Raw genomic sequence first — 13,013 nt, 5'->3', positions numbered from 1 at the left:
TGGCCGTGGGCTCCCCCCATGACTGCTCCTAGGTCGTAGTCACCAGCGCCTTCTCGATGAGAATGTCCTCACCGGACGGGTGCCAGTGGTATCCAGGTCGGATGACCGTAACTGCGCTCCCAGCGGTGGGAACACCGACGATGGGTTCATGAACGGTCGGATCAAAGGTCAGTTTCTGTCCGGCCTGGCCAATCGGCTCGAGTGCCTGTGCCGAGACAAGCGCCCGAACGCGTTCGACCAGAGTCTCTGGGGAGGTCTGCTCGACCGCGAGTTCCTCCACTTCGGCGGCGAGGTCGGCCAAGGAACGGATCACGTCGATCTGAATTTGCCGGTCCTGGGCGGACCGCAGCGAAGAGGCTCGGCGGTGCTCCGCCCGCAGGGTCTCCTCCAGTTGCGCACACCGGTCCGCCAAAACAGTGGCTCGCCCCTCGGCCGCCTCGGCACGCTGATCAGCTGCCGCCGAGGCCGCCGCAGCCCGCTCGGCGGTGCGACGCAGCGTCTCCACCCGCTGCTCCTGCCCCAGCGCGCCTGTCCACCCAGCCACCACCGGGTCGCCTGCGGCGACCCTGTGAAAGGCGGCGACAACCGCGTCAGAGGGAAGTCCGGCGACGAACTCACCAGGTAGGCCGAGCAGGAAGGTCAAGCGTCGTCGGGACTCAGTGACAGCCAGCTCCCGCAGCACCAGCGGGTGAAGGTAGCGGGCGGCCACCTCCGGGAGTGACGTTACCGCGCCGAGGACGCCGGTGGCGCAGCCAGCAAGGTCATCCAGGGTGGCGCCCGCCCACCAGGCGTCCTGAAGAACGCTCTTGACCCGTACCTTGCCCACGGCGGCGATGAGGGCAGCACGTCCCCCGGCGCGGGTGAACGGAAGCGGCGCGACGAGCGGTGCGAGATGGTCGAGGTCGACGGCGTTGCGCTCGTCGCGTGACATCAACGGTAGAAGGCGGCCAAGTATCACCGCGACACCGTCGATCACCGGCACGGCATCCTGGGCCTGTTTCGCGGCAACGATTGAGGCGAGGGTAATGAGCGGAGAGATTGCCCCTGTCGACAAGTTGTCGGTCCTAGAGACCCGGCGCAGTAGCGCGGCGGCCGCGGTGATGACGTCTGGCTCCGGCTCTGCGTACGCCTGAATTTCCGCGGCCGCCGAGGTCAGGAGCAGTGTCGCACTTTCACGGCTGAGCGCGGCGGCACGATCAACGACGGCAGATTGCCGGGGCAGGGCGAGCAGTAGAGCACTGGCGGCTGCGGCATCACCTTCTTCCAGGTCGGTGATGAGGTCTTCCAGCTGCTTATTGTTCATTCGTCCGAGCTGGGCACCGACAGCGAGGGGCTTCGACAGGTAGTACGACAAAGACCGGGAGGCGTCCGCGCCGGTCGCTTCGGCCAGCCGACCAGGCAGAGACGCAGCCTTCACCGCGAGGGGTTGCGGTCCAACTATTGCCGTTAGGGTCTGCCCCGGCGCGGCGTGGAGTTCGGCCGGCTCGGACTGATGCGCCTCTGTTGGCAATTCACCGGAGGGCCGAACAACCCTCCCAGCTTCCCGGACATCGTCCTCGACTGGGCCCTTCTCGGCGACAGACGCCGGTGTAGCCGTCGTAGGGTGCTCATCTTCGGACTCGAGCGGGGTGGACACGGCGTGGTCTATTTTCGACTGCTCGGAGGCCTCCGGGCGGTGCCTCTTGGGTGATTTCCACCGGAAGGTCGCCGACGCCCCCTTACCGGTCTGATCCACATCGTCGCTGTTGCTGAGACGCCCATCGATGAGCTTCCAGTGGGCACGAACCTGGTCAGGGTCAAGGCCGACCGACGCCAGCTTCTCTCTGATCTTGCTCCGGGTCATGCCTGACTGGCGCTTTTCCACGCTTGTGCTCCGGGCCATGGCTGACTCGTGCTCCCGCAGGAGTCGAAAGACGATCCCAACCGGATCCCTGTCGAACATGGTCGTCACCGATGCTGGGTCAAGAAGAAACTGGTGACGCAGCGAGCCGCGTGGAGCGAAATTGTTCCGGCCGCCGATCGTGAGCGTCACCTCAGTGCCGTCGTCCTCCCAGCGGACCTGATAGCTGCTGCGGTATCTCGACAACACCGCGCCGACCCGCACTGGTCCGCCGGGTAGCTCCGACTCCTGCACCACGACCATCTCCACCTGATCCACGGCTGAGACTGTAGTCGCCCTCTACAGCCGTTGAAGCGCCGGTGGAATCACCGACGCAATAGGCGGGAGCAGGTGCCCCTCCTGGTCGGCTCGCAGGAGCAAGCAGCTGTGGCCGGGCCCGGCAAATCCCGCGGACGACCCCGTCGACGACTTTGCGATCGAGGTCAACGAGGTGGGTCCGTCCAGGACGGTGACTGGCCCCGAGGTCGACAATCGGGGGTTCCGGCTGCTGCCGCAGGATCTGCGAGACCCCTTCAGAGCCTCCTCGGGAACAGCTTTCAACGGCGACATTCAGGATCTCGCTCGACCGCAGAGTGGAACTGATGCCGAACTGCGCGAGCGGGGTACGAGGTGACCCGCGACGACGAGCTGACTAACGTGCTCGACGGGCGAAGCTTCAGCCATCTGTCGGCTGACGCCGCCGGCCCGCGAACGCGGGATAGGCCGGGATCACACCGGGCGTGCGGCGTAGTGCAACACACCACTGGCTCTAGAGGGGAGCCGTCACCTGGGCGGAATGCCGGCGGCGAAATCCAGGAAGGGGCTCGGCGCTCCGCTCCACGACACCCATAGCGCCTCTCGCGCCCGCGTGCTGGCGACAAAGAGAAGGCAGCGCTCTCTGAGCATGTCGCTCTCGTGCTGCAACAAGTCCACCTCGGGCGGCGTGACCTCCTTCGCGAAAGGCACGGCCCGTGCCGTGGCGCCGACGACGGCGACTGCTCGGAACTCCAGGCCCTTCATCGCATGCATGGTGGCGAGCCGCACCCCGTCGATCTCCGCCCCGGGATGATCCCGCACCCACACCGACGGAATCCCGGCCGCCGCCAGCTCGTCGCGCACGGTGCCTAGGGTCGTGTTGAAGCGCGCACAGACTGCGATTTCACTCGGCTGCACGTCCTGCGCCATCCACTCCCGCACTCGAGCCACGAGCCCGGCGACCTCGGCCTGGCTTGTCGGGTAGCCCTTCGCCTGCGGCCGCTTGCCGTGCAGCAGTGAGCGGTAGCCGGTAAGGCTGTCCTCGCCCTCACCGGCGAGGTCGTCGACCCGCGACCCGACCAACACGCCCGTAGACCAGGAAAGGATCTCCTCGGTGCTGCGGTAGTTGATTCGCAGCCGGCTGCTGCGCCCCGCGACGGAGATACCGAGGGCGCCGAGCGACACCCGGGAGTCATATATCCGTTGGTGCGGGTCACCGGTGATGAACAGGTCGTCGGGGCCAGGCGCCACCGCGGCGCGCAGGACTCGCCACTGTGCCGGGTGCAGGTCCTGTGCCTCGTCGACCACCAAATGGTCGAAGCCGTGGACGCCGAGGTCGGCTTCACCGAGCAGTTGAGCAGCTCGCGCGCACACCTGTAGGTGGGTGATGGTGCCGGCCGCCGCTAGCTCGGCCGAAAACATCTCCACCGCCTCCCACACCCGGTCACGCTGTCGCGGGCCCAGCGCCGACCCTCTCCCCCGCCGGCTGACCTCGCGGTACTCCTCGCGGCTGCGCACGTCGTGGGCGAGGATAACGTGCCGGTACTCCTGAACGAGGAACTGCTCGGTCCAGGGCAGTGTCAGCCTTCGGCACACCCGGCGCCAGACCTGCCGTTCGTCCGCGTCCCCGATCGGGGTGGGCACGCGCCCGGCGAGAGTGCGCACCGTGCGGTTGGCGAGGGCGTTCACCGTGGTCACCTCCACCCGCGCCATGCGCTTCTCGTCGCCGAGGAGCAGCGCCAGGCTCTCCCGGAGGTTGGCGGCCAGGGCGTTCGTGTACGTGGTGAGCAGCACCCTGCTGTCGGCTGAGCGGGACAGCAGGTGCTTGACCCGGTGCAGGGCGACCACCGTCTTGCCCGTTCCCGGACCACCCGTCACCTGCGCCGGCCCCTTGTACGAGACCCGGTACGCCAGCCGTCGCTGCGATGGGTGGAGGAACACCCGCCAAGCGGCGAACGGCTTGTCGAGGATCTCGGCCAACTCGTCGGGCCGGCTCACGAGCATGATGCGGCTGGTGGTGTTGGCGATCGCTGCGGCCAGGCTCCCGCTCGGCTCCGGCGTCGCGGCAGCCGGCTGGCGTTCGGCGACGAGGTCGCGGTAGACGTCATCCGGGGAGAAGCCCTCGGCGAGGTACTGCAAAACCTCGAACTGGTCCTCCGGGAGCAGCGTGCCGAACGCTTCGAGCTGGGGCTTGTCGATGATCGTCCGGACGGCTCGCAGCACCTGATCGTCGATGCCGAGGTGGCGCAGCACCGTGTCGGAGTGGCGGGCGAACAGCAGCGCCGGCGCCTGAGCCGCCGCTTTCTCCAGCGCCGGCGTGAGCTGCTCGAGAGCGACGACGTTGCGGACCTCCAGTGCCCGAGTCGCCGTGTTGACGGTGTAGAGGCGCTTCGCTGCCCACGTGTACGCGCCGTCATGCGGAACGACGTTCAGCAGGAGGAATGTGTCGCTGCCGTCGTCAGGTGCCAGCACAACCCCACGCCAAAAGTCGTTGATTCTGATGGTCCGCATCCGCGGGTCGCGGGCGTTGTTTACCGACTCCAGGTGCAGGCCCTTGTCTGCGTGCAGTTCGGCGATGGTGAGTTGCTGGAACTTCGCCATCGCCTTGCGTACACCGGCCTTGACCGGCTTCTCTAGGACGTCGAAGCTCTCCCAGAAGGTGTTGGCGAAGGCGAGCTGAGGCACGAGCGGACCTCCAAGGGGTGAGGGGGGTCGACGGCGGCGGCACTAAACGGCACGGCAGGCGAGCCAGTTTCCGCAGAGGCCCGGGTACGGGGCGCTGCGGACCGCAAGGGTCGGTGCCGGAGCTTAGACCATGATCAGCTCGTCCGAGGCGGGCAACTGGGCCTGGTCGTAGAACCACCGCAGGTGGTCGAGCAGAGCGTCCCGGGCGTCGGAGTCGGTGAGGACGGTCAGCGGGAACCCGGGCCGAAGCGCGATCTTGGCGGCGGCGATGTCCACGCCCGGCAACTGATTCAGCCGCTGGCGCAGTTCCTCCCGTAGGGCGAAATCCCCGAACGGGGGCCGGACGCTCAGGTGCTGGAACACGACCTCGAACTTCCCGCTCGGGTAGATCGTGGCCGGCCAGATGTCGCCGAGTTCGTGCCTGCGATCGCGGGCCATCAGAAAGCAGGAGGTTTCGCCGCGGGTGCCGTAGAGGAGCGTGCCGCCGATCGCGGTCCAGGCCTCGAGCACTACCTGGGTAGCGGTGGCGACCGCCGGTCCCTGGAGGGCGGTCAACTGCTCGAGGAAGCGTGCGGCGTAGTCGACGTCCTGGTCGGCGCGCGGCCGGGGCAGGCGCTCGGGAAGATCATCCGGCGTCACCCCGGCCAGTTGCGCCAGCTCCTCGGTGCCGATCCGCTGGGCCTGGTCCGCGCGGTCGTACTGGTCGAAATGCACGCCCTCGGCGCGCAGCAGGTCGCGCGGGTCGTCGGTGCGGTTCGGATCGAGCCAGCGGAAGCCCGGGGAGACCGTACCCTCTACCTGCAGGACCCGATGGGCGTTCGGGACAGGGTGGTTGGCAAGCCGGGCACCGACGGGCACTGGAGCGGTGCCGATAAGGGCGGCCAGGTCGCCGTATGTGGTCCATGAGCCTGCGGGCAACTCGGCGAGGGCCTTGTTCATCACGTCCCATGGCACCACCGACTGGTCGACCGACTGCTCTGTGGGGCCCGGCCAGAGGGAGACGATGCGCTCGGCGAGCGCATCGGCACGAGCGTGGATCTCGGGCCGGCCCCAGCGGTCTCGGGCGGCGATCTCCTGGTTGAGCACGATCCCGCTCTGGCCGAGCTGGAGGCGCTTGACCGGGAAGGAGCTGTTGCTCAGCTCCGAGTTGTAGCCGGTGAGGGTCAGGTTCCCCAACGTGTGGACCAGGGCTTCGTGCGCCTCACCGAGGTTTTCCTCTGGCCCGAGGTCAGCGGCCAGCATCTGCCGCCATTCGCTGGTGGGGGTTTGCGGCAGCACGTGCTCGATGGTCAGCGAGTCCAGCGCCACCGGCTCCTTGCTGCCGTACGACTCCTCCAGCCACCGCAGCACCAGGTTGCGCTGGTGCGGACGGCCGTTGAGGTAGTAGGGGATCGACCGGACGGAGGCCCGCACACTGTCGTCGGGTGCGTAGTACTTCCGGCCCACCGACAGGTAGGCGTGCACCGCCTGGTCCACCGGCAGGTCCCGGTTCATCTCGGTGACAACGGACAGCAGGATCCGATTGATGTTCGCGGTGGCCCGGCCGATCACCAGGCGACGGACGAAGAAGCTTTCCACGTACAGCATCGCCGAAGCGACCTCGGCGGACGTCGCAGTGCCGTGCTCCCGGCGGTCCAGCAGGTGCAGCAGCAGCGGGTAGACCGTGGTCGTACCCCAAGCGCTCAACCGCTTCAGCCGCCGCCGTACCTCCGGGTCCTCCTCCTCACCAGGATGAAGGATCACCCGGAGCAGGGCCCCGAGACGACTGAACCGCTGCACCTCCGCCTCGATCTCCTCTTCGGAGCGCAGCCGCTCAAGCCGGGTCTGCTGCGCCGCGTAGATGTCGGTCTGCTTGACGCGCGCGTCGCGGTGCACCAGATCGAGCCAGAAGAGCAGCTCCAGCTCCGCCGACGTCAGCCGATTCTGCAGCGGCAGCCACAGGGCCTGGTAGACCGTCTCCCCTCGGCTCGGCAGCCGCATGAACAGGTAGTTACGCAGCAGGTCGCCCTGGGTGAGCTTCAAGCCGGTGTTGTTCAGCGACTCGAAGATCCGGTAGACGTTGTCGCCCGGCTGCGCGATGACCGACACCAGCGCCAGGCCTGTGATGACGGCGCTCTCGATGCGTTCGATGTCCAGCGGGTCGTCCGGGTCGTCGGCCGCAGCGAGTTGGGTGGCGAAGAACTGATAGGCGACACCCACGGGGTCGAGCCCTCCGGCCTGCGGGGTGGATTCCAGGCAGGCAACGTATGCGTCCCGGTCGGCCTGGGTGGGAACCAGCTTCCACCGGCGCTGGCCCTGTTCCCACGGGTTCGTCAGGTACTGCTGGTTGAGACGGTCGCGGTGCTTCGGGTCCTCGTGCTGCGCCCGATGGTCGCGAATGGCGCAGAGCAGGATGGTCAGGCTTGTCAGCCGCTGCTGGCCGTCGACCACCAGAAACTCGGCGAGGCCCGCTGGACCGTTCGCAGGGCTGGGCGCGAGCACCAGCGAGCCGATGAAGTGCGTGGCGCCTGGGCTGTCCACCCGGTCCTCGGCGAGTTTGCGCACGTCCTCCCACAGTCGCGCCAACTGCGCCTTCGTCCACGAGTAGGTGCGCTGATACAACGGCACTTGATACTGCTTCGTCCCCTCCAACAGACCTTGGAGCGTGGTCTCCGCTGCCGCGACCATCCTCGACCCCCTCTACTTCGGACCGGCACCCGAGCCGGCAAGGAAACAATTCAACGTTCGACAAAGCAACCGGCGTAAGCCGCAGCCCACGGAGCTAGAGACCGAAGACCTTCTGGGCGAGGTTCCGCCAGGCCGGGAAGTCCACCCCACCCCGATCGTCTGTCACGACCAACATGCCCTGGTCCCCGCCGCCATCCTCCGCCGGCCGGATTCCGTTGCGGGCGTACCAGTCCTTCTTGAGCGCCCACTTCGCGGCGTACCTTGGGTCGGAGAGCATCCCGAGGTGTTCCCAGATCACCTTCTCCCCCAGGTCCGTGTCGATGGTGAAGTCGGGTCGAACGGTCCTGCCATCGGCGCCGGTGAACGGGGTTTCATAGTCGTAGAACAGACCGAGCTGGTGCAGCAGATTCGCGATCAGCAGCTCGCTCTTGCTGCGGACCAGTTCACCCCGCTCGGTGCGGTGCACCAGTCCGCGGTCGACCACGGCGTCACCGACCTGAATGGGTTCCGACGGCACGAAGAGGTTCGTCAGCCGACCTGCGGTGTCGGAGTAGACTGCGGAGCCGCGCTTGGCGACCTCGTCGAGGTCGGCCTCGTGCAGCAGAATCACCTTGCCCTTCTGTCGGGTCAGGGCGGTGTAGATCAGTTCCCGACTCAGCCCGGCGGCCTCCGCAGGCAGCACAACAACGGTGATTCCGAATTCGCTGCCCTGCGACTTGTGAATGGTGATCGCCCAGGCGAGTTCGAGCATCGGCGCGCGGGCATCGTCGGACCAGTCGTAGAAGTCGTACTTGACCTTCTCGCGGCCGCTGAACTCGATCTCGGTCTTGTTCGGCGGCCAGGTGACCCACTTGGAGCGGGTCTGACCGACCACCACACCCAGCTCACCGTTGGCGACGAAGCGCTCCGCGTCCCTGGGGTAGATCCGGGACTGCTTGAACTGGTGGTTGCGGATATTGATCACCTTGTCGCCGACGACGATGCGTTCCGGGCCGATCGGCTTGGCGTTCCACCGCTTTGGCCCGACCGCCTGCTCGAGGGCGCCAGTGCCGAAGGCGTCCTTCAACGCGCGGTTGATCTCGACGGTGCCCCAGCCCCGGCTACGGACCGGTGACAGGATCTGCCACGCGTCGGCGCGGCCTCCCGCGCCGGGCGGAAAGTAGAGATTTCCCTTGGCGGACACCATGCCGCCGTAGCTGCGGCCGAACGCCGTCGCCAGTTCCTCGTCGGACGCCGTCCTCATCTCCTCGACCTCCTCCCGCAGGACGGCGAGCAGGGTCGGGAACAGTTCGCCACGGCCGTACCGGACGGCGCGCAGGGTCGGCAGCTGCTCGCCCGCTCGCAGCCGTTCCCAAATCAGGTCGGCCGCCGGGGACAGCTCCCCGTCGGCGAACCAGCTGGCCAGGACCAGGTCATCCCGTTCCCGGCCGACCTGCCGGCGGGGGATGGTGAGTTCGGCGTAGCCGGGCCCGCATCGTGGCGTGCGGGTCGCGATGTCGTCGGGTGCGAGTCGACGCACGATGTCGACGAAGGGGCGACCGGCCCCGATCGGCGGGAGTTGCCGCGGGTCACCGACCAGAACCAACCGCTGCACCCCGGTGACCGCGTCGAGCAGTGCTGCGAGTTGCTCCTCGGTGAGCATGGAAGCCTCGTCGACCACGACGGTCTTGTAGTTCTTGGACCGGGTCTGCACGTCGCCGGTCACCAGGTAGCGCTCGGTCCATGGGTCGTACCGCTTGGTCGAGATGAGGAACTGCGCCAGAGTGACCGCCGGGGCGTCGACCCGCTGTGCCAGCTGCACCCGGGCCTTGCCGGTGGGGGCGACCAGGAGCACTCCCCCGGCGGCCACCGACTCGGTGTGCCGCAGCACCTGGAGCAGGGTGGTCTTTCCCGTCCCCGCCGAGCCGATGAGGACGCTGATCCGCGATGAGTAGAGCGTGTTGAGGGCTGCCACCTTCTCGGCCCGGGCACGCTCCTCGGCGTCCAGTTCGTCCTGTGGGAGGGTGTCGTCCATGGCGCCCAGCAGCTCGTCGAGGCGTACCGCGAAGTCGGGTGCGCCAGCGATGGGAGCCGCCTTGAGACGGCGCTCGGTCTGCTCGCGGATGACGTCCCCGACCCGGGTCAGTTCGGCGAGCTGCAGGGCCGGCGCACCGTTGGGCAGGGTCACCCCGGTCAACGGCGCATCCGCAGGCAGGCTCGCCGCGGACAGGTGATGGGCGTCGAGGACGTCCGCCGTGACCGGGCACGGCGCACTGAGCGTCCGTTCTCGGATGCTGTTGACCACGTCGAGCTGAGGCCGGAGCGTATGCCCGGCCGCCTTCGCCCGTTGCAGCTCGTCGATGATGAAAGCGCGTACCCGGCGCGCGTCGAGGCCGTCGTCCATGGCACTGGGCTTGGGCAGCGGGAACACGGAAGCAAGGGCAGCGTCCGGGAAACACCCCCGGTCAATGACGGCGAGAGGTACGCCTTCGGGCTGGTCCCGGTCGGCCTCATACAGCCGGTACGGGTTGGCGATGATGTCGTCGTCGTGAAGCGCGGGGTCACGTCGCTCGACAACGAAGAACCTCTCGGCCTGGTCCCTGGTCAGCGAGAAGCGGCTCAGCAGTTGCAGCAGTTGCCTCCGCTCAGGCCTGAGGGCCTTCCAGATGGCGCGCAGGGTGGGCGTCAGGTGTGTCTTCGCAGTCAGACCGAGTCGGTCCGGGTCCACCATCGCCGCCTCGAGCGTCTGCCATGGATCGGTACCGGAGCCGGTCGCCGCGGCCACCATGTGGGCGAACGTCACGTACTGCGGGACGCCGAGGGCGGCCAGGACGCTGGCGAGGCCGGGACGCGGGCCGCGCAGCTTCCACAACCGGTTGAGCTGCTCTTCCAGCCAGTCGAAGCCGAGCGCACCCGCATCGTCCCCGAGGATCCGTCTGGCGGCGCGTCCCGCCGCCATCAACGCGAGCAGTCCGTCGATGGCGAGGTCGTGACTGACGTGCTCGGTGACGTAGGAGAACGCCTCCCAGCCGCCCTCGGGCGCGAAAGCCAGGGCATCGCTGATGTCGATGCCCTTCCGGTCGCGGGCCTCAAGCAGCGCCTGATACGGCATCAGGAACCCGCGCTGCTGGTCGGGGCGCAGTGAGTGCCCGATGGTGGTCTCCCACATCTGTGCCGGGAAGGGCTCCCCACCGCTGCTGCGGTAGGCCCCGGTCGGCGTGACAGCGGTGACCATCGCTGCACCAACGAGCAGCCGGCGGGAGTCGTCGGTGAGCGGACTGTGCTTGGCGTAGAAGAAGACGATGCTGCGCTCCGGCTGCACAGAGCTGAAGAAAGCGTCCAGGATCGCCCGCTGGTTGTCGCCGTGCATCGTCCATGTGGTGTTTCCCCAGCCGGTGATGGTGTCCACCCGCTCCTCCAGCTCGGGCAGCAGACCGAGCCGGCGCTCCTCGTTCACCGCCTTGGCTCCCTCGCGGGACATCCAGCGAAAGGGCACCGCCTGGGCGGAGTACGGCGGCATCGTCTGCGCAGTGGGCTGGAACGTCGCGAAGGCCGGCGACTTCTGCGTGAAGGGGTGCGTGCGCTGGAACGGGATCACCCGGGGCGACATGAAGGTGGCCCGTTCCGCCACGCAGGGCGGAGCGTCGGCGAGCGGCAGTTCGGCGATGTCCCGCCCGGCGTTCCGCTGCTCGTGGTCGTCACGGCGGTTCTGGCCGATGTTCTTGAGCAGCACGCAGGTGCCGTTGCCGTGCGGGTCGGCGCAGACCGTTCCCCTCCAGCCACTGTCGTGCCAGGGCACGCGAATGGAGATGTGCTCGATCTGTGCCGCGGTCTCACCCATGACGCTCTCCTCAGTCGACGCCGCCCCCGGCGGCGGTCACGTGAACGGTTCGGTGCTGCGGTGCGGTCCGCCGATCGGCGGTGTGTTCATCGGGAGTCGGGCCGGCGCAGCCCGGAGAGCAGGTCGGTAATCTCCCGAGCGCTGGGATGGGTGGCGCTGTGCAGCCGGGTAAGGTCCGCTAGGAGGCGGGTCAGGGTCTGCTCGGCGGCGTGCCGCTGACCAGCGCCGAGCTGAAGCAGGCCGATCTGGCGGCGCAGCTCCAACGTGCGTGAGTCGTCCGCGCCGAACGCCTCGGTCTCGTCCCGCACGAGTGCATCGAGCTGCCGCAACGCCTCGCTGGTCTCGCCGAGGAGCGCGCGGCAGGTGGCGCCCCTCAGTCGGCATTGCAGCGCAAGTTCAACACGCGGGCTCTGCTCGCGGGCGACATCCTGGGCGAGGCTCTCGTACGCCGGGGCAGCCCGCCGGTAGTCGCCTTCTTCAAACAGCGCGTCGGCCAGTTCGAGCCGGGCCCGCACCACGTCCTCGTCGGCGCCGCCGAGGGCGGTCATCGCGGGCGTGACTGCGGCAGCGAGGACTTCCGCGGCCTGGCCGTAGCGGGACGACCCGACCAGCCGACTGGCTTCCGCTCGGGCACGCCGCAGGCCTGAACGCCCGACCCCCGACGTCTCGTCTGGCCGCCGCAGGGGCGGTGCCGGCGTTTTGGTCGGCTCAGTCGAGGGCGTCGAGGGCAGGATCCGCCCGGCGTGCGGAGTCGCGGGGGCCGTGGCGAACACCCGCCCCAGCATCGAGCCGTACATCCGGGTGGGGCTCAACTCCGACACTCCGTCGAGGATCCCCGGGATCGGGCCGAGGTTGGTGGCGAAGGGAAGCAGACGGTCGTAGACGGCCTGGGCGCTCTCCGGCCGGTCCTCGGGCTTCTTCTGCAGCAGATGCAGCAGCAGTTCCTCCAGGCCGGCGGGTACGTCGTCCCGCACGCCGCGCACCGGCAGCGGCTTGTGACTGACCTGCTTGCTCCACACGTCGTAGGAGGTGGACCCGGTGAAGAGCCGCTCCCCGGTCAACATCTCGTGCAGGGTGCAACCCAGCGCGTAGAGGTCGGTGGCGGGGCCGCTGATGTTGGTCTCGATCTGCTCGGGCGCCATGTAGGCCGGCGTGCCGGGTGGCAGCCCGGTGGCGGTGATCTTCGAGAAGTCCGAGAGGGTAGGCGCCGCCGCGAGTCCGAAATCGAGCACCTTGACCGCACCGTCGGGCTGGAGCATGAGATTGCTCGGCTTGAGGTCGCGGTGCACGAGCGAGGCCTGGTGTGCGGCGGTGAGGACGGCACAGACCTGGGCGGCGATCCCGGCCGCCCAACCGATGGGCAGCGCACCCTGCTCGGCGACCAGGTCGGCGACGCTGATCCCCTGGATGCGCTGCATGACCAGGTAGGGGCGACCCTCGTGCGACCCGACGTCGTACACGGCCGGGACACCGGGGTGCTCGAGCCGGGCGGTGATCCGCGACTCGCGGACGAACCGGCGGATGTAGTCCTTGTCCTGCTCACCGTTCGGGAAGCGGATGAACTTCACCGCTACGTGCCGGTCCAGTTTGGTGTCGTGTCCCAGCCACACCTCGCCCATGCCGCCACGGCCGATGGGCAGGTCGTCCAGCTCGTACCGGCCATTGATCAGCATCCCCACCGCGACAGCCCTTCCCGTTCTCGATCCA

5 protein-coding genes are annotated in these 13,013 nt (G+C 68.2%); all 5 read right to left on the bottom strand.

The genetic code is table 11. The features are described 5' to 3' along the window. Positions 1 to 28: 28 nt before the first annotated feature. The 5 genes from ACFYPR_RS20690 to ACFYPR_RS20670 all read right to left on the bottom strand — a co-directional run bounded on the left by ACFYPR_RS20690 (position 29) and on the right by ACFYPR_RS20670 (position 12,979). On the bottom strand, positions 29 to 2,158 hold the full coding sequence (locus ACFYPR_RS20690) for a hypothetical protein (RefSeq protein WP_387261678.1): 2,130 nt from the start codon (positions 2,156 to 2,158) through the stop codon (positions 29 to 31). A 504-nt stretch (positions 2,159 to 2,662) separates the two neighbouring features. Next, complete coding sequence (locus ACFYPR_RS20685) at positions 2,663 to 4,819, bottom strand: UvrD-helicase domain-containing protein (protein ID WP_387261675.1); 2,157 nt, start codon at positions 4,817 to 4,819, stop codon at positions 2,663 to 2,665. A gap of 123 nt (positions 4,820 to 4,942) precedes the next feature. Then, positions 4,943 to 7,486: a DUF262 domain-containing protein gene (locus ACFYPR_RS20680; RefSeq protein ID WP_387261672.1), complete on the bottom strand. Its 2,544-nt coding sequence runs from the start codon at positions 7,484 to 7,486 to the stop codon at positions 4,943 to 4,945. Between the two features lie 94 nt (positions 7,487 to 7,580). Then, positions 7,581 to 11,306 (bottom strand): AAA family ATPase, encoded by a 3,726-nt coding sequence (locus ACFYPR_RS20675; protein ID WP_387261671.1) that lies wholly within the window; start codon positions 11,304 to 11,306, stop codon positions 7,581 to 7,583. 86 nt (positions 11,307 to 11,392) lie between these two features. Then, positions 11,393 to 12,979: a protein kinase gene (locus ACFYPR_RS20670; RefSeq protein ID WP_387261883.1), complete on the bottom strand. Its 1,587-nt coding sequence runs from the start codon at positions 12,977 to 12,979 to the stop codon at positions 11,393 to 11,395. Between the last annotated feature and the right edge of the window lie 34 nt (positions 12,980 to 13,013).

The sequence above is a fragment of the Micromonospora sp. NPDC005254 genome, from assembly GCF_042872525.1.
GTDB lineage: Bacteria > Actinomycetota > Actinomycetes > Mycobacteriales > Micromonosporaceae > Micromonospora.
This window is presented reverse-complemented; position numbering and strand designations above follow the sequence as displayed.

What these genes read in the sequence shown, in the direction of transcription:
- ACFYPR_RS20680 (WP_387261672.1), bottom strand. Translation starts at nt 7,486, where the DNA reads ATGGTCGCGGCAGCGGAGACCACGCTCCAAGGTCTGTTGGAGGGGACG.
- ACFYPR_RS20675 (WP_387261671.1), bottom strand. Translation starts at nt 11,306, where the DNA reads ATGGGTGAGACCGCGGCACAGATCGAGCACATCTCCATTCGCGTGCCC.
- ACFYPR_RS20670 (WP_387261883.1), bottom strand. Translation starts at nt 12,979, where the DNA reads ATGCTGATCAATGGCCGGTACGAGCTGGACGACCTGCCCATCGGCCGT.